Origin of the sequence: Acinetobacter sp. YH12131 (genome assembly GCF_013418635.1) — a bacterium.
GTDB lineage: Bacteria > Pseudomonadota > Gammaproteobacteria > Pseudomonadales > Moraxellaceae > Acinetobacter > Acinetobacter towneri.
Genome location: NZ_VPBQ01000001.1, coordinates 310,537 through 328,070, shown reverse-complemented (window position 1 = coordinate 328,070; position 17,534 = coordinate 310,537). Strand labels below are relative to the sequence as shown.

The following is a 17,534-nucleotide window of genomic DNA, read 5'->3' as shown; positions in this document are numbered from 1 at the left end:
ACAGATTAACGCGCTGCATCAATCGCGGCTTTCATGCGTTTAACAGCCTGCTCCAATCCGACAAATACAGCATCACCAATTAAAGCATGACCAATATTTAACTCATGGATGTGTGGAATTGCGGCAATTGCACCTACATTATCCAAGTTCAAGCCATGCCCTGCATTAATCACTAAGCCACGGCTAGCTGCATATTCTACGCCCTGAACAATACGGGTCAATTCAGCTTGCTGTGCAGCTTCATTTTCTGCATTGGCATACGCGCCTGTATGGATTTCAATGGTCGGTGCACCACATGCAACGGCCGCATCAATTTGTGCAAGATCTGCATCAATAAACAGTGACACATCACAGCCAATTGCTGTTAATTCCTGAGTAGCGGCCTTAACTACTGCAAAATTGCCTACTACATCCAAACCACCTTCAGTGGTTACTTCTTCACGGCGCTCAGGTACCAAACATACATGCTGTGGACGAATTTCCTTGGCAAACTCGATCATTTCTTCGGTGACTGCCATTTCCAAATTCATGCGGGTTTTCAACAACGGACGCATACGACGCACGTCATCATCCTGAATATGACGACGATCTTCACGCAAATGCAAAGTAATCCCCTCTGCACCCGCCTGTTCACAAACTAATGCGGCCTTCACAGGGTCTGGATAGTTCGTGCCACGCGCTTGTCTTAAAGTTGCCACATGGTCAATATTGACACCGAGTAAAGCCATAATAGGTTCCTACATTACGCTTGGGTTTGAGAATTCTGAATCCACAATTGGCGACTTTTTAAAGGTCGATCACCCAACAGTGAACTAATCATTTGTCGATACAGCCGAGACAGTAATTGTAACTGCTCTGGGTTAAAATCCCTACCTTTTTCATAGTCGCACATACTGAGGATCTGTGTACCGACTAAGTTAGCCCGTGATGCTTGTGCGGTAGGGATAAAACCATCATTCAGTTGAAAATGATAATGTAGATTGGGCTGAATTGGCTCTTGGTTCGCATCGACTGAAAAATCAATCGCATAGCCTAATTCTTCCAATAATGCATGTTCAAACTGACGCAAAATTTGTCTTAAGAATAGATTGGGATTTTCTTGACTAGATAAGTGTTGTAAATGCGCCAAAGTCTGGTGATATTGCACAAAAGTTTCTGGCATTTCCACTTCGGCAGAACATAAGCGCAGCACGATTTCATTTAAATAAAAGCCTGAAAAAAATGCATCACCAAAGAAGAAAACCGGTTGATTGACAATTTCCAGCTTGGTGAAATTTTTAAGGTCTGATTTTCCCGAAGCTTGTATGCGAATCGGTTGATATTGTGGCGGTGGCATTTGTCTTAAAATACCATCAACCCGCCCATGTTCGCGGGTAAACAAGTGCACAATATGGCTACGTTCGCGGTATTTTCGATGATGGATTAAATAACCATGCAAGATTTCATTACGCATGATAGCGTCAATTAATCCTGTTCTTTAGAGGATTCTTGTTTGGATTTTTCTTCGTCATCACCATCTGGAATGACAGCACCAACTACAGCAGCAGTGCCTTTCACCACACCCTTTGTAGTTTTGTAGGCAACTTTTACGGGAACTGTCACAACTTTGTGAATACAACCTTGCAAGACAAACATACATGCCACAATGGCCAACACTTTCATCATCACAGTTCCCTTTTCGTCAAACTTAGATATCGCTATATCCTAAGCTTTTTAATGCACGTTCATCATCAGACCAACCACCTTTGACTTTCACCCAAAGCGTCAGCATGATTTTTTGCTCGAACATTTTTTCCATGTCGACCCGTGCATCCATACCAATTTTTTTCAGCTTCGCGCCTTTTTCACCAATCACAATGGCTTTTTGACCAGAGCGATCTACAAAAATAGTGGCATCAATATAGGTACATGGTGCTTTCATACGACCCGTTTTTTCATTTAAAACCGCATCTTCAGTTTTAAATGATTCGATTTGCACGGTTAAATCGTAAGGCAGTTCTTCGCCCAATTGGCGCATGATCTTTTCACGGATAATTTCAGATGCCAAGAAACGTTCTGAACGGTCTGTGATTTGATCTAGCGAATACAACGGTGGCTGGAATGGCAAATAGCGTTCAATCGTGTCACGCAAATGATCTAGGTTCGCGCCGCGCAATGCCGATACAGGTACAATTTCGGCAAAGTTCATTAACTTGGCACGTTCTTGAATAATCGGCAAAGCCTGATTTTTATTCTCAAAAGTGTCGAGTTTGTTAATCACCAGAATCACTGGCATTTCTGCATTTTTCAGCTTTTCTAGGACTAACTCATCATTTTGCGTCCATTTTTGTGCATCCACCACAAACAAAACCAAGTTCACATCACGCAAAGCAGATGATGCAGCACGGTTCATCATTTTGTTGATGGCACGGACTTCTTTTTTATGCATCCCTGGTGTGTCTACAAACACAGCCTGAGATTTTTCACGTGAATCAATTCCCACAATTTTGTGACGTGTGGTTTGCGGTTTACGTGAAGTAATGGATAGTTTTTGACCCAATAAGTGGTTCATGAGGGTCGATTTACCCACATTCGGGCGACCAACAATCGCAACAAAACCACTGCGGAAATCAGATGGAATTTCAGTTCCCTGACCGCTAAAGAATTGGTTAATTAGGTCATTGGCGTCGTTATTCGACTCGTGATCAGCATCTACGTGATCGGAATGGATGGTCATTCAGACTTTTGCTCCAAGAATTTTAAAATATCTGCCGCAACTGCCTGCTCGGCAAAGCGACGGCTTGAACCTTCACCCTTCATTACAGGTAAGCTATCGACTCGGCATTCCACAATGAAATGCTGATTCGGTGCATCGCCCTGAATATCTACAACCTCGTAAACCGGGAGAGGTTTTTTACGTGCTTGTAAATACTCTTGTAAGCGTGATTTAGGGTCTTTGAGTTGATCAGTTGGCTCAATATGATCTAAATAAGGGCTGTACCATTTTAGCACAATCGTTTGCAGCAAATTCAAATCACCGCTATCGACATAAATAGCGCCAATAATCGCTTCTACGGTATCTGCCAGTATAGACTCACGATGATGACCGCCAGATTTCAATTCTCCCGTACTGAGAATTAAATTTTGGCTGAGCTTTAAATCATTGGCAATTTTGCCTAAGGCTTCCTGACGTACCAGTGTTGCCCGCATGCGCGTTAAACGCCCTTCATTTTCATGTGGATAAGCCACATATAAATAATTGGCAACAATCATTCCCAATAACGAATCGCCTAGAAATTCCAGACGTTCGTAATTGTGTTTATGACTCACCGAGCGGTGAGTCAAAGCCAGTTTAAGCAATTCAGGTTGCTTAAACTGATAACCGATTCGGCTGGCTAGACGGGTCTCATTTAGCTTGGACTGAGCTTTGATCAAAACTTTTCTCGAACTTCATTACAATATCAATATTCAATAAGAAAGGTTTTCTTATTTCATATTCTTTTTTCACTTCTAAACCATCTACGTTGGTCACTTGAGCTACATCTGCAAATTTAATATCGCGAATGTTGTTCATGCTTAAACGCTTGTCCATTTCACCAATAAACTTTTGTGGTGATAGGTTTTTTGGCCCATTCAACAATTGCTCTTCAATTTGATTGTCCAACATTCGATCATCGAAATATGGTCCCCAAACCGCAATTGCCACTTTTGCCATAAATGCAAAACCAATAATTGCAATTAAAATTGCAATATAGGATGCCCCTTGTTGATGACGCATTTTTTATTTTCCTAATCTGCTGTATTAATCAATTTTGCCGTTACGACTAAATGACGGCAAATTAAACCCAGGCTCTTTATGCATCCACACATAGAATGCACGACCTGTTAGGTTTTCCTCTGGTACAAAACCCCAAAAACGACTGTCAGCACTTTGATCGCGGTTATCCCCCATCGCGAAGTAATGACCTTCAGGTACTTTGACTTCCCAATATAAACCATTTTCTGCTGAATATTTACCATTGTCTACATAGTTCAGGAATGGTGCCTGACGCGCCACGTTTACACCTTCAAGCTCGCGCATGGTAAATGTATGCGCCCCTAAAGTTTCCTGATGGTAAATTGAAGTAGGTGTATCTAGACTGTCTTTTTCACGGCTAAACTGGATTGGGGTTTTCGTTACTTTCTCGCCATTAATGCTCAGCTGACCATGATCATAAACAATATGATCGCCTGGTAAACCGACAATACGCTTAATATAACTAATGCTTGGTTGTGGTGGATAACGGAACACCGCAACTTCGCCACGCTCAGGCGAACCCACATCTATAATTTTGCTGTTAATAATTGGCAAACGCACACCATATTCAAACTTGTTCACCAAAATAAAATCGCCCGTTTCTAAGGTTGGCACCATAGAATCTGACGGAATATTAAATGGTTCATACAGGAATGAACGCAGTACCATCACCACTGCCAAAACAGGCCAAAAATCATAAGCCCATGTGATAATGAAGTTTTCATTGCCTCGCCCTTTCGTTGCTCTTTGCTTAAATACAAATTTATCGAGCAGCCACACCGCAATAAAAAATAATGTGGCAGGAACGAGAATCAAATTAAAATCAAAATCCATGGGTTTATTATCCTTATAATTTTAGCGTTCGACTTTAAGTACAGCTAAGAAAGCTTCTTGCGGGATTTCAACACTTCCCACTTGCTTCATACGTTTCTTACCTTCTTTTTGCTTGGCAAGTAGTTTCTTCTTACGAGAAACGTCACCGCCATAACACTTCGCAAGTACGTTTTTACGCATCGCTTTCACGGTTGAACGCGCAATAATTTGCGCACCAATCGCAGCCTGAATAGCCACATCAAACATTTGACGCGGAATCAAGTCTTTCATTTTTTCAACCAAGGCAATACCACGGTGACGTGCATCTTGACGGTGGCAAATCATCGCTAAGGCATCGACTTTTTCACCGTTAATCAGTACATCGACTTTAACCAAAGATGAGCTTTCAAAACGGACAAAGTTATAATCTAACGATGCAAAACCACGTGAACATGACTTCAATTTATCAAAGAAGTCCATCACGACTTCTGCCATCGGAATTTCAAAAGTAATGGACACTTGGTTACCCAAGAATTTCATGTCTTTTTGCACACCACGACGCTCAATACATAGGGTCATGACGTTACCCAAGTATTCTTGCGGCACTAAAATATGACATTCCGCAATCGGTTCACGTAAATCTTCTACAGTTGAACCATCAGGCATTTTAGATGGACTGTCGATATACACCGTTTCGCCATTTTTCATCACGGCTTCATAAATAACCGTTGGTGCCGATGAAATTAGGTCTAAATCGTACTCACGCTCTAAACGCTCTTGTACGATTTCCATGTGCAACATGCCCAAGAAACCACAACGGAAACCAAAGCCTAAAGCATCTGAACTTTCAGGTTCAAAGAACAAAGCTGAGTCGTTAATTTGTAGTTTGTGCAAGGCTTCACGGAACGGTTCAAAGTCGCTGGCATCAATTGGGAATAAACCTGCATAAACCTGCGGCTTAACTTTTTTAAAGCCTGGTAAGGTTTCTACTTCTGGTGTAGTTGCGAGTGTGATGGTATCACCCACTGGCGCACCAAAAATATCTTTAATACCCGCAATAATAAAGCCAACTTCACCTGCTTCCAAAATACCTGTTTCGGTATGTTTTGGATTAAAAATACCAACTGAGGTAATAATGTGCGTTTGACCTGTCGATTTCATCAACATTTTATCGCCTTTACGCACGCGACCTTGCTTGATACGTACCAGCGACACAACGCCCAAATAGTTATCAAACCATGAGTCAATAATTAAGGCTTGCAATGGCGCATCACGATCACCTTGTGGTGCAGGAATGACATTCACCAAGGTTTCTAATACATTGTCGATGCCTAAACCTGTTTTAGCCGAACAGGTGGGTGCATCTTGCGCTTCGATACCAATAATTTCTTCAATTTCATGAATCACGCGCTCAGGTTCTGCCTGCGGTAAATCAATTTTATTCAGTACAGGTAAAACTTCTAAGCCTTGCTCAATTGCGGTATAGCAGTTTGCAACTGACTGTGCTTCTACACCTTGAGCAGCATCAACCACCAATAGCGCACCTTCACAAGCTGCCAAAGAACGTGATACTTCATAGGAAAAGTCAACGTGTCCTGGGGTGTCAATGAAGTTTAACTGGTATTCCTGACCATTTGGATGGTTGTAGTATAAAGTCACTGAGGTGGCTTTAATGGTAATCCCACGCTCACGCTCAAGCTCCATAGAATCCAACACCTGAGCTTGCATCTCACGATCTTGTAAACCACCACAGGTTTGAATGAAACGATCTGCTAGAGTCGATTTACCATGGTCAATATGGGCAATGATCGAAAAGTTACGGATGTTTTTAATATCAACAGTTTTTTTAGCTTGCGCCATGGGTTACCTTGAAAAATAACACGCTCTGCACCTCAAAATTCATGCAGAGCAAAAGCCGAATAGAAATTGCGAAGGATTATAGCAGATGGATTTTTCAATGTATCCATAATAATGACTTCCTTTTGCAGCCTCACGCGTTTTTCTTTTTATTCAAGAGTTTTAGGCTTTTTATGCAGAGATGTGTGTCGTAATTAAAGTGAGAATTGAAGAATACTTCATGCTATTTGAAACAGGTGAATACCCTCTTTAACAACATCGACAGCAATAACATGCAGCAACTTTCAATGACGCTACACTTGGTGCTTCAACTCATCTTAATGAATCATACTCACTAAAATCCAACGGATTCACATCAGCAGCAAGGGGTTGATAGGCTTGCGTAAATGTCGGTGACATGCGTTTTGGACGACCTGTAGCAATTTCCACACAAGCCCATTGTGTATTGCCCATAAACAGCAGACTTTTATCTTGAGGGCGATAAAACGCATATTGGCGGAATGAATACAACGCATTCAAATCACTTAACCATGTACGCAAAATCAGCTCCTCACCTTCGAGTGCCGCTTTACGATATTGCACATGATGTTCCACCGCCACCATCGCATGTTTTAGTTTTAAGTATTCCAGCACCCCTAAACCTAATGTTTCGATATGTGCCGATGCTACATCCTGCATCCACTGCACATACACCACATTATTTACATGCCCTAAAATATCAATATGTTCTGGCTGTACGGTGATTTTTAAATCAAATATGCTGCTCATGTCATCCTTTTAACTAAAACGGCGATGTCGGTCTAGTCTAACAAAAATACCGAGTTACATAAAAAAAGTCGCTCCAGTTCAAGAGCGACTTTCTTAAAATAAGTGACTATCTAAAGTTTAGCAATATGCTAAATTTAGTTAGATTTACGATTTTATGCCACTTCAACTTATTGAATACGCATCCCAATAATGGCACGTTGCCCTTGACGAATAATCACGACCCGAGCAACTGAACCTTTTTTCAGGGTAGATACCGTTTCAACAAACTGGTTGGCATTTTGAATTGGCGTATTATTCAGTTGTACCACCACATCGCCTGGCATAATACGCGCCTGAGCTGCTGAACCACCACGACGCACTTCCTGAATGAGCACACCACCTTTAATATCTAACTGGCCTTGTTCTGCAACAGTTAAGTCACGAATAGACACACCTAAAACAGGGCCTTTAGCAGCAGTTTCAGGGTTGTTTTTTGCAGGCGTATCATCAGGTGCTGTGCTGACTGTAGCGGTAATATTACGGCGTTTGTCATCACGTAATACTTCAAGCTGAATACTCTGATTTGGCACTGAACGGTTTAAATAGTTCAACAATTCCGAAGTTCTAGAAATTGGCGTACCATTATATTTAAGAATGACATCACCCGCACGTAAGCCTGCACGTGCAGCAGGTGAATTTGGTGCAACTTGAGTAATCAATGACCCTTCTGGTTTGCTCAGTTTATAAGATTCAGCCAAATTACGGTCAATATCTTGCAAACTCACCCCTAAATAAGAACGAGTCACTTTACCGTTACGCTTTAACTGATCGGCAACATCCATGGCAACATCAATAGGAATGGAGAATGACAAGCCCATATAACCACCCGTACCACTAAAAATACGGGAGTTCACGCCGACCACTTCACCGCGCTGGTTAAATAGTGGCCCGCCTGAGTTACCTGGGTTAAGCGCCACATCGGTCTGAATAAATGGCACTGAAGTTTCACCCATCATATTACGCATTTTGGCACTCACGATTCCTGCCGATGCAGAATAGTCAAAGCCAAATGGTGAACCAATCGCAAGTACAGGCTCACCTACACGTAATTGATCGACATTGCCTGTACGCAGTTCTGGATAACTGCTGCCCTGCACTTTTAATAACGCGACATCGGTACGTTCATCACTACCCACGACAGTTGCATCAAGTTCACGGCGGTCATTCAGTACAATGGTAACTTTAGAAGCATCTTCAACAACGTGGTGATTGGTTAAAAGGTATCCATCTTTACTGATAAAAAAGGCACTGCCGTAACCTGTTTTTTCTTGTGGAATTTGCTGTTGAGGAATAATCACTTGATTGCCAAAAAAACGGCGTAAAATTTCTGGAACTTGTTGTTGTAAGAGTTCTTCCTGACTCATTTTTTTGACAACATTGACACTCACCACCGCAGGACTAACCTGCTCAACCAAATTAGAAAAGTCTACTGGTGGTGCTGCTTGAGTCTGCACAGTTGCCATAGTAAAAACAGCCGCATATAAACCTTTTTTTAAGTTGCGATTTTTCATAAATAGCATTCACTCAATAATAATTATGACTTTGAACTCACCTTATTTAGCACAAAATAATAGGCTTTTGCGTAATAAAATGTTGAATCTTTTTCAATTACGGTTTGGCAGGCACTGTGGAGGATAGCTGAGATAGCATCTTATATTTGACCCATCAAAAATGATGCGCCAAAGTGCTATAAATGAAAAGCGTGGAATCGAATCACAATAAAAGTGGGATATTCCATAAAAGTTGCCAGTTTATTCTTTTTTTTCATTATTCAAATCCACTTCGCACTTGCCTTTTTCTGTAAAAAGGGGTGTCATTATCCAACTTTTTTCAAATTAGCTGATGGACATGCCTAATTTAAACACAACACATCAATTTGATGTGATTATTGTGGGAAGTGGTGGTGCAGGTTTGAGTTTAGCGCTCTCATTACCCCAGCATTTCAATATTGCCGTTTTGGCGAAATCTACCCTTACTGAAGCCAGCACTTTCTATGCGCAAGGCGGTGTCGCGGCAGTTCTTGATGAAACAGATTCAATTGAACAACACATAGATGACACTATGATTGCAGGTGCGCATTTATGTGAAATGGATGCCGTCAAGCAAACCGTAGAAGGCGGCAAACCTTCGGTAGATTTTCTGCTGAAACAAGGTGTGCAATTTACTTTAGATGAACAAGAACAGTTGCACTTAACCCGTGAAGGCGGTCACTCACAGCGACGTATCATTCACGCTGCCGATGCAACGGGGCGCGCAATTTCGACCACTTTGGTACAACGTGCCCAAGAACAGCAAAACATCACCATTTTTGAAAATTATATTGCGATTGACTTAATTACCTCGCAAAAATTAGGTTTAAATGAAAGCAATCGCGCTTTGGGCTTATATGCATTAGATGAAAAAACACAAAAAGTGCATAGCTTCCTTGCGCCATTTACCGCACTTGCCTGCGGTGGTGCAATGAAAGCCTATCTATATACATCTAACCCAGACATTGCTACAGGTGATGGTATGGCGATGGCATACCGTGCAGGTTGTCGTGTGGCAAATATGGAATTTAACCAATTCCATCCGACCTGTTTGTACCATCCTCAAGCACGTTCGTTTTTAATTACTGAAGCCATGCGTGGTGAAGGTGCATATTTGCGTTTACCCGATGGTGAGCGTTTTATGCTGCGTTTTGATGAGCGTGCAGAGTTGGCACCACGTGACATTGTCGCACGTGCAATTGACTATGAAATCAAACGCTTAGGTATTCGCCATGTGTGGTTAGACATCACTCATAAACCTGCAGAATTTGTAAAGGAACACTTCCCAACGCTGTATGCACGTTTACTGGAATTAGGTATTGATATCACCACTGATATGATTCCTGTTGTACCTGCTGCCCACTACACTTGTGGCGGAGTAATGGTGGATGAACATAGCCAAACCGATATTTCTGGTTTATACGCGATTGGTGAAACGTCTTATACAGGTTTGCATGGCGCTAACCGCATGGCAAGTAACTCTCTTTTAGAATGTTTTGTATATGGAATGGCAGCGGCCAAACATATTGAAGCACATCACACTACAGATTATTGCTCACCTGAAGTTCCTGCTTGGGATGATTCGCAAGTGACGAACCCTGACGAAGATGTGGTGATTTTACAAAACTGGGATGAGCTACGTGCAACCATGTGGAACTATGTCGGCATTGTACGCACCACTAAGCGTTTAGAGCGTGCCTTACACCGTATTGAAATGCTAAAACGTGAAATCACCGAGTATTATCAGGACTATCAAGTCAGTAAAAACTTGATTGAGCTGCGTAATTTGGTTCTGGTTTCTGAAATGATTGTGCGCTGTGCCATGCAACGCAAAGAATCGCGTGGTTTACACTTCACGCTAGATTATCCTGAACTCGCACCTGAATTGCGTAAGACTGTGCTTATTCCACCAAATTTCCAAGTGGAAACCCCATTGGTGAATGAGTGATCTGATTGCTTGTTACACAACAGCATTTGCATAAAAGTATCTGTGAATAAAGTGCATTTGAATTCTAATGCAAGAAAGCACCGAATCGTGTTCCATAACACGATTCGGTATTTTATCATTTTGAATATGATGACGTTAACTTACTAAACCTCCCCCCAAGAATTCATCAAGTTGATTTTTAGATTACGGCTGCAACTTGAGTACCATCTTGAATAAATGCTTCTAAGCGAACTTGACCAGCCAATAGTTGCTGTAATTGGTGGCTAATTATGTACTGCAATTGCTGCCGTGTTTGTTCGTCTATAGGCGCATTTTGCAATTGTTTTGACAAATGCTGTAATGCTGCTTGAGCCCCCAACTGCTGCATTTTAATTGCATACAGATAGCCCAACACCACTCCTTTCTGCACATAATTTGCAGCTAAATCATGCTGCAGATGATAAATCAAAGCACCCATCACCCGTTCATTGGCTGAGAGTTTACGCAAAGGGTCACGTGCCACACGCTGACACGGGTCTTTATAGGCATGTTCACATGAGTCCAGAAAGCTCTGTGCCAGATGCTTTAAGTTTTGCTGACGATGCGGCAACTGTGCAGCTAATCCCAACGCTACTTGTGCCGAAACAGCGCGGGTAAAATCTGCAACCAATGGGTCTGCCATTGCGACACCAATACTGTTATGCCCTATTAAACTGGATAACCAAGCCATCATGGCATGTACACCATTCCATAAACGATTTTTAATGAGTTGGATTTCGGCAATATCATCTACCAAAATCATTTGACGCATGTGTTGCAATAATGGACTGGCATTTTCCACATAAATAGGCATGTCACTTTCAGCATGAAATAAAATTAAATCCATACTTTGCAAAATGTGACTGGGCTGAAAATTGCGTCTTAAATCTTCTACATATAAGGTGGCTTGACGCTCTTGCTCAGGCTGCAATCGAGTATTGTCTTCAATTTCAATTGGCTCTGCTTCGTCATCCAACTGAAATTGCTTAAAAATATTATACTTGATGCGTAATTGGCGATATAAGTTTTGATCGCTTAATTTAGAGACCATTCTATTTACGACAGTATCGCAAAAATAATGCTGCGCCATAATTTTGGCTGCCGTATCGGGATCCAACAACGCCTCTAACGCCTGATGAATATGCGTCATCAAGAGCTGTTTTGCCCCAACTTTATTTAAAATTACCAAAATAGTTAAAGGCTGATGGAGTTCAACTTGCGCTATAAAACGGGCATATAAGCCCTGCGCAATTACTTTAGCCTCTTGCTGTAAAGCATGTTCAGGCAAACATAATGCAATTAGGCTCGACTCCACATACATTTGCTGCATCTGCTGCAAGTTCTCCGCATCAATGATGTGCATATTTTCAATTCGTTCATCATAAGAACATTGTCCATAACGAATTGAATACGTTCCAAAGGCGTTTACTGCAGAACGATATAAGGTATTCCGTGTAGAAGCATAAATACGTTTAGGACGGGTATAGCCATCCCAGTGCGATAAAATTTGGGCCAAATAGCCCCCACCTATTGCACCAAAACCATGAATCCCCACACTCAACTGATTTAAAGTTTGCGGGAAGGCCTCTTGTAAACTCGGCATTTCCAATACAGGAATAACTTGATTTAAGTCATCTAAATAAGCTTGCATACTTGCGTAATAATGCTGCGTGAGTGACAACATATTAGCATTAGGTTTTTTTATATCCCGAAATAGTATGGTTATGCCACCCGCTGCATGTGCAGATTTGATTCCATTTTCAGAATCTTCCAGCATGAAACATTCGCTGGGTTCTAGATTAATTTTTTGTGCGGCTGTTATAAAAATTTCAGGATGTGGCTTGCCCTGTTGCACCTCATCGCCACAAACTAATACATCAAAAAACTTATAGACATTGGCATTAATCAAATATTCTTCGGCAATGGCACGACGACTAGACGTAGCAACCGCCATTCTCAAGCCAGACTTTCGTAACCGCTCTAATACCTGCAACAAACCTTTTTTAATGGGCACACCAAAATTGCGCACACTTTCTAGTTCTAGTTCATCAGCACGCTGACGGATCTCACGGTAAGGAATGTCTGCACCATATTCTGCTTGCGCCAGTTGTTCAGCGCTCTTTGCACTCAAACCCAAACATTGCATGAGGTATACGTCTGAAAATTCAACGCCAATGAGCTCCTGAGATGCCTGCTTCAATGTTTGAAACCGTAATCGTTCAGTATCAAACATTGTTCCATCCATATCAAAGATTGCTCCATGAACAATATTGTTCTTAAATTTAAGCATTTAGCTCCCTTGTTTTATCACTTACGGGTTGCTAGCTTAGACAAAAACAGATTTGATCTATATGAAAAACCTAAAATGAAATATTTGTGATTATTTTTTAACCAATCAAACCCTGATTTTCATGTGGTATGTGTACATATGTAACCACATGGTAAATATAAGTAACTAAAATTAAGATAAAGCTGACTTTATTCTCAGCCAATCTGTGGAATCGAATACGTCCCTGTGACATGCGCCACGGCGTCATCTACACCTTCGGAATATACCCAAACCTCACCGACCACGAGGTTTTTCCCTACTTTCATTAAGCGACATTCACCACGTAAATTACGCCCTGCTGCGGGCTTGCGTAAAAAGTTGATGTTTAAATTACTGGTCACCGCCAAAGCCACCAAACCCAACTCCCCTAAAATGGCGATATAAAGTGCATAGTCTGCAACAGTCATCATAGTCGGCCCTGATACCGTACCACCTGGGCGTAAATCACGTTCATCGATGTGATAATTCACCAATGCCCCACGTGGCGTGATGGACACAATTTCACATTTTTCCAGACTTTGCGGAAACTCTACTTTTAAAAATTCAATAATTTCTTCTTTGGTCATACTTACTATTCGCTATTTTTTTAAAAAATCTTCTAAAGCGTTTCCACTATAGAAGATTTTTCCATTCAATCAAATGTCTAACTACAACCCAATGGCTTGTTATACCTTTGTTTGTTATGTCTTAGCTTGCAAATAGTGCATCGCCTGTGCAAATACTTGATCGGGGCTTTGTGTTGCATCTAAGCGCTTCACTCGCTCAGGGTGTCGCTCCCACAAAGTTTGATAGCCACCTCTTACTTTCTCAAAGAAAGTTGCTTTCTCTTGTTCAAAACGATCAAGTTCACCACGTGCCCGTGCACGGGTCATACCCAGTTCAATCGGTGCATCCAGCCAGAAAGTTAAGTCAGGCATACGTGCCACAAAGTTATTATTTAAAGTCTGCAACTTGCTTTCACTCAAACCACGTCCTGCACACTGATAAGCAAAACTCGCATCACTAAAACGGTCACACAGTACAGTTTTTCCTGCAGCCAACGCAGGTAAAATCACCCGATCTAAATGCTGTGCACGCGCTGCATACATCAACAATAACTCAGTGTCTGAACACATTTTTTCTTCATGGTTGACCTCGAGCAACAAAGCACGAATTTGCTCTGCCATAGGGGTTCCACCCGGTTCACGGGTTAAAACCACCGACTGACCTTGTGCAGTAAAATAATCATGAATACGGCGAATAAGTGTAGTTTTGCCTACCCCTTCAGTACCTTCAAAACTGATAAACATGCTTATTCCCCTGATTTTTTCGTGCGTAGTACGTTTAAATATTCCTGTACGGCACGGTTATGATCTTGCAAATTGGTGCTAAATTTATGCCCACCGTTACCTGTCGCGACAAAATAAATATTGTCAGATTGGTCTGGATGCATCGCCGCTTCAATGGCTTTTTGACTTGGCAAAGCAATTGGTGTTGGCGTTAAGCCACTCATGGTATAGGTGTTGTATGGCGTTGGAGTGCGTAAATCCTGACGGGTGATATTGCCCTGATAACGGTCACCCATACCATAAATCACGGTTGGGTCAGTCTGTAAACGCATCCCCAGTTTTAAACGACGTACAAACACACCCGAAACCTGCTCTAATTCAGCATCAACATTGGTTTCTTTTTCAATAATAGATGCCATGATTAAAGCTTCATATTTATTTTTATAGGGCAAATCTGCTGCACGATTATTCCAAGCATCATCCAATGATTTCATTTGACGCTGATATAAATCGGTTAATATTTTACGGTCAGTTTCACCTTTGGCAAAGAAATAAGTATTCGGCGCAAATAAACCTTCGGGATGTGTAAAAGGAATATTTAAAGCTTTTAGCATTTGATCATACGGCAAATGCGACACTTCTTTGGTGACCAACTCATCTTTCTTTAACGCATCAATCAATTGTTTAAAAGTCGTGCCTTCGATCACCAAAATACGGTTCATTTGTGCATTTTCAGCATTGGCGATCATTTCCATAACCTGACGCACACTCATGCCCTGACGAACTTCATACACGCCTTTTTTCATGCTGTCGTGAATCATCACTCGTTGATAGAGCTTTAAAACAATTGGAAAATTCACATGATCTTGTTCTGCCAAACGATCAATAAAGCGTGAATAGGTATCACCATCATTAATTGCCAATAATTGTTTTTTGCCTTCAATAGGATAATCTTTAAATAAGCTTGACCATAAGATCATGCCAATGACCAAAAACAGTCCGAGTACAAAAATAAGCGCACCCTGAATAGCACGCTTAGACCATATAGGTTTGGTTTTCTTTTTAGATTTTGATGGACGCTTAGACATAAGAATGAATCTGATTCAGTTGAAGTTGCTTAAATAGTTCCACACACGGCTGCACATCTAAAACCTGCTGCCCTAAATGGCTGACAATTTTCATGGGCGTTAAGGCATTACAGAAAAACAGACTTTGAATCTGCGCAATTTCCGAAACATGAACATCACGCTGTTCACAATGCAAATTCTGTTGTTGCATGCGCGATAAAATTTCTGCCCGCATGACACCGTGCACGCCATTATAACCAAGTTGCGGGGTAATCCATGTATTGTTTATACGAATGAAACAATTACTACTCACACCTTCAACCACACTGCCCTGTACATCAGTAACCAAAGCTTCTGTCCAGCCTTTTTGATCGGCTTCTTGTTTGAGCAATACCTGTTCAAGTCGGTTTAGACTTTTCAGCCCAACTAAATTCGGCATGCTTAGTCCAATCGCTTGTGCCAAGATGCCACTTTGAATGATGTCATAATGATATGCCGTATCTAAAGCCGCTTGTACTTGTGGATAGAAAAACACCCAAACATCGGCAGGATGATCAGGCAAGCTGTAGCCACGCTGCCCCACACCACGACTTAAAACAATCTTCAAAGTACCATTTAACTCGCCATGCGCCTGCTTTAAAAGTGTCAGCGTTTCAGTGATTAACTCAAGATTGGCATTTAAAGAAAGTTGGCGATTGGCATATTGCAAACGCGCCAAATGGCGGTCAAATAATTCAATTTGATTTTGGCGAAAACGTGCAGTGCTAAAGCATCCATCACCATAATGAAACGCGCGATCTAACACATGAATCTGCTCGGTAGGCTTGGCATTTTTATAACACTGCATGGAAGAAGTACTCGTTATTTATCTCTAAATATAGAAAACAATGAAGAAATTTATATTTATCATTTACTGATATTCACCGCATTTTAAATTATTTTTTCAGCAAATAGACTACCGATATGCTTGCCTCATTCAACAACAGATTTAATACCTGAGGTCAAACATGAACTTTACAAAACTGAAAATTGGACTACTGGCGGCAGTACTTTCGGCAACAACCTTGAGCGTTTCTGCAAAAGACTTTCTGAATGTTTCCTACGATCCAACCCGTGAATTATACGATAACTTTAACAAAGATTTTGGTGCGTACTGGAAAAAAGCCACCGGGCAAAACATTAACTTTAAACAATCACATGGCGGTTCGGGCAAACAGGCACGTGCGGTGATTGATGGTCTAGGTGCCGATGTCGTGACTTTGGCACTGGCTGCCGATATTGATGAAATTGCTAAACGCGGTCTATTACCTAAAGACTGGCAAAAGAAATTTCCGCACAACTCGACCCCTTATACATCCACAATTGTATTTTTAGTGCATAAAGGCAACCCGAAAGGTATTCGAGATTGGGGCGATTTGGTCAAACCTGGTGTGGAAATCATTACTCCAAATCCAAAAACATCTGGCGGTGCACGCTGGAACTATTTGGCAGCGTGGGCATGGGCAAAACATCAACCTGCGGGCAATGATGCTAAAGCGCAAGAGTTTGTTCGCCAAATTTATAAACAAACCAAAGTATTGGATTCAGGCGCACGTGGCTCAACCACCACTTTTGCAGAACGTGGCATTGGTGATGTTTTGTTAGCTTGGGAAAATGAAGCCTATTTAGCCGTGCGTGAACAACCGGGTAAATTTGAGATCATCACGCCTTCTCTATCTATTTTGGCTGAACCGCCTGTGGCGATTGTAGAGAAAAATGTGCAAAAAGATGGCAATCAACACTTAGCCAAAGCCTATTTAAACTATCTCTATTCGCCTGCGGGTCAAAACATTGCTGCGAAGAATTATTACCGACCACGTAATGCTACGGTGTTGGCACAATATAAGTCGCAATTTAAACCATTGAAGTTGGTGACTATTGATCAAGAGTTTGGTGGATGGAGCAAAGTTCAGAAGCAACACTTTGAAAATGATGGCATTTTCGATCAGATTGTCAAAGCCAACCAAACCAAATAATACTCCGAAAGGTAAATCATACCAAAGCGCTAGCTGAAAACACCCAAATTGAAAAATGCGGGTATTTTCACAAACGCATTTTTACCTGATTCACATATATCTCTTTTA

General features: G+C 41.5%; 17 protein-coding genes. 2 read left to right on the top strand and 15 right to left on the bottom strand.

All coding sequences use genetic code 11. From position 1 onward, the window contains the following. Positions 1-5: 5 nt before the first annotated feature. The 10 genes from pdxJ to FTU66_RS01570 form a co-directional block, all read right to left on the bottom strand. Positions 6-731: a pyridoxine 5'-phosphate synthase gene (pdxJ, locus tag FTU66_RS01615; protein WP_179993901.1), complete on the bottom strand. Its 726-nt coding sequence runs from the start codon at positions 729-731 to the stop codon at positions 6-8. A gap of 11 nt (positions 732-742) precedes the next feature. Next, positions 743-1,456: a DNA repair protein RecO gene (gene recO, locus FTU66_RS01610; RefSeq protein WP_178865723.1), complete on the bottom strand. Its 714-nt coding sequence runs from the start codon at positions 1,454-1,456 to the stop codon at positions 743-745. Between the two features lie 8 nt (positions 1,457-1,464). Beyond that, positions 1,465-1,665 (bottom strand): NF038104 family lipoprotein, encoded by a 201-nt coding sequence (locus tag FTU66_RS01605; protein ID WP_019837686.1) that lies wholly within the window; start codon positions 1,663-1,665, stop codon positions 1,465-1,467. A gap of 22 nt (positions 1,666-1,687) precedes the next feature. After that, positions 1,688-2,716 carry a GTPase Era gene (gene era, locus FTU66_RS01600; RefSeq protein ID WP_004971721.1) on the bottom strand — a complete coding sequence of 343 codons (1,029 nt, stop codon included), beginning with the start codon at positions 2,714-2,716 and terminating at the stop codon, positions 1,688-1,690. Beyond that, positions 2,713-3,414 (bottom strand): ribonuclease III, encoded by a 702-nt coding sequence (gene rnc / locus FTU66_RS01595; RefSeq protein WP_004971722.1) that lies wholly within the window; start codon positions 3,412-3,414, stop codon positions 2,713-2,715. Before rnc ends, era begins: the two co-directional genes overlap by 4 nt. After that, positions 3,386-3,757: a DUF4845 domain-containing protein gene (locus tag FTU66_RS01590; RefSeq protein ID WP_004971723.1), complete on the bottom strand. Its 372-nt coding sequence runs from the start codon at positions 3,755-3,757 to the stop codon at positions 3,386-3,388. The genes rnc and FTU66_RS01590 overlap by 29 nt, the downstream gene beginning before the upstream one ends. A gap of 24 nt (positions 3,758-3,781) precedes the next feature. Continuing rightward, positions 3,782-4,609, bottom strand: a complete 828-nt coding sequence (gene lepB, locus FTU66_RS01585) for a signal peptidase I (protein WP_004971724.1) — start codon at positions 4,607-4,609, stop codon at positions 3,782-3,784. A 21-nt stretch (positions 4,610-4,630) separates the two neighbouring features. Then, positions 4,631-6,448 (bottom strand): translation elongation factor 4, encoded by a 1,818-nt coding sequence (gene lepA / locus FTU66_RS01580; protein ID WP_180112206.1) that lies wholly within the window; start codon positions 6,446-6,448, stop codon positions 4,631-4,633. Positions 6,449-6,757: 309 nt separating this feature from the next. After that, positions 6,758-7,213, bottom strand: a complete 456-nt coding sequence (locus tag FTU66_RS01575; RefSeq protein WP_004971726.1) for a thioesterase family protein — start codon at positions 7,211-7,213, stop codon at positions 6,758-6,760. Between the two features lie 167 nt (positions 7,214-7,380). Beyond that, positions 7,381-8,763 carry a Do family serine endopeptidase gene (locus FTU66_RS01570; protein ID WP_180112205.1) on the bottom strand — a complete coding sequence of 461 codons (1,383 nt, stop codon included), beginning with the start codon at positions 8,761-8,763 and terminating at the stop codon, positions 7,381-7,383. 331 nt (positions 8,764-9,094) lie between these two features. Between FTU66_RS01570 and nadB the strand changes: the two genes are divergently transcribed. Beyond that, on the top strand, positions 9,095-10,729 hold the full coding sequence (gene nadB, locus FTU66_RS01565) for an L-aspartate oxidase (protein WP_180112204.1): 1,635 nt from the start codon (positions 9,095-9,097) through the stop codon (positions 10,727-10,729). A 178-nt stretch (positions 10,730-10,907) separates the two neighbouring features. On the opposite strand, the gene mtlD is transcribed toward nadB, so the two are convergent. The 5 genes from mtlD to pabC form a co-directional block, all read right to left on the bottom strand. After that, positions 10,908-13,037, bottom strand: coding sequence for a bifunctional mannitol-1-phosphate dehydrogenase/phosphatase (gene mtlD, locus FTU66_RS01560; protein WP_180112203.1), 2,130 nt, complete (start codon positions 13,035-13,037; stop codon positions 10,908-10,910). Positions 13,038-13,231: 194 nt separating this feature from the next. Then, positions 13,232-13,642, bottom strand: a complete 411-nt coding sequence (locus FTU66_RS01555; protein WP_004971730.1) for a PaaI family thioesterase — start codon at positions 13,640-13,642, stop codon at positions 13,232-13,234. A gap of 114 nt (positions 13,643-13,756) precedes the next feature. Next, positions 13,757-14,365 carry a dTMP kinase gene (gene tmk, locus FTU66_RS01550; protein ID WP_180112202.1) on the bottom strand — a complete coding sequence of 203 codons (609 nt, stop codon included), beginning with the start codon at positions 14,363-14,365 and terminating at the stop codon, positions 13,757-13,759. 2 nt (positions 14,366-14,367) lie between these two features. Next, positions 14,368-15,432, bottom strand: coding sequence for an endolytic transglycosylase MltG (gene mltG / locus FTU66_RS01545; RefSeq protein ID WP_004971735.1), 1,065 nt, complete (start codon positions 15,430-15,432; stop codon positions 14,368-14,370). Beyond that, positions 15,425-16,258, bottom strand: a complete 834-nt coding sequence (pabC, locus tag FTU66_RS01540) for an aminodeoxychorismate lyase (RefSeq protein ID WP_019837698.1) — start codon at positions 16,256-16,258, stop codon at positions 15,425-15,427. The genes mltG and pabC overlap by 8 nt, the downstream gene beginning before the upstream one ends. Positions 16,259-16,418: 160 nt before the next feature. On the opposite strand from pabC, the gene FTU66_RS01535 reads away from it, so the two are divergent. Beyond that, positions 16,419-17,426 carry a sulfate ABC transporter substrate-binding protein gene (locus FTU66_RS01535; RefSeq protein ID WP_180096189.1) on the top strand — a complete coding sequence of 336 codons (1,008 nt, stop codon included), beginning with the start codon at positions 16,419-16,421 and terminating at the stop codon, positions 17,424-17,426. The last annotated feature ends 108 nt before the right edge of the window (positions 17,427-17,534 follow it).

Excerpts from the sequence above, each read along its gene's own strand:
- FTU66_RS01605 (WP_019837686.1), bottom strand. The coding sequence starts at position 1,665 with ATGATGAAAGTGTTGGCCATTGTGGCATGTATGTTTGTCTTGCAAGGT.
- era (WP_004971721.1), bottom strand. The coding sequence starts at position 2,716 with ATGACCATCCATTCCGATCACGTAGATGCTGATCACGAGTCGAATAAC.
- FTU66_RS01590 (WP_004971723.1), bottom strand. The coding sequence starts at position 3,757 with ATGCGTCATCAACAAGGGGCATCCTATATTGCAATTTTAATTGCAATT.
- lepB (WP_004971724.1), bottom strand. The coding sequence starts at position 4,609 with ATGGATTTTGATTTTAATTTGATTCTCGTTCCTGCCACATTATTTTTT.
- lepA (WP_180112206.1), bottom strand. The coding sequence starts at position 6,448 with ATGGCGCAAGCTAAAAAAACTGTTGATATTAAAAACATCCGTAACTTT.
- FTU66_RS01575 (WP_004971726.1), bottom strand. The coding sequence starts at position 7,213 with ATGAGCAGCATATTTGATTTAAAAATCACCGTACAGCCAGAACATATT.
- FTU66_RS01570 (WP_180112205.1), bottom strand. The coding sequence starts at position 8,763 with ATGAAAAATCGCAACTTAAAAAAAGGTTTATATGCGGCTGTTTTTACT.
- nadB (WP_180112204.1), top strand. The coding sequence starts at position 9,095 with ATGGACATGCCTAATTTAAACACAACACATCAATTTGATGTGATTATT.
- mtlD (WP_180112203.1), bottom strand. The coding sequence starts at position 13,037 with ATGCTTAAATTTAAGAACAATATTGTTCATGGAGCAATCTTTGATATG.
- FTU66_RS01555 (WP_004971730.1), bottom strand. The coding sequence starts at position 13,642 with ATGACCAAAGAAGAAATTATTGAATTTTTAAAAGTAGAGTTTCCGCAA.
- tmk (WP_180112202.1), bottom strand. The coding sequence starts at position 14,365 with ATGTTTATCAGTTTTGAAGGTACTGAAGGGGTAGGCAAAACTACACTT.
- mltG (WP_004971735.1), bottom strand. The coding sequence starts at position 15,432 with ATGTCTAAGCGTCCATCAAAATCTAAAAAGAAAACCAAACCTATATGG.
- pabC (WP_019837698.1), bottom strand. The coding sequence starts at position 16,258 with ATGCAGTGTTATAAAAATGCCAAGCCTACCGAGCAGATTCATGTGTTA.
- FTU66_RS01535 (WP_180096189.1), top strand. The coding sequence starts at position 16,419 with ATGAACTTTACAAAACTGAAAATTGGACTACTGGCGGCAGTACTTTCG.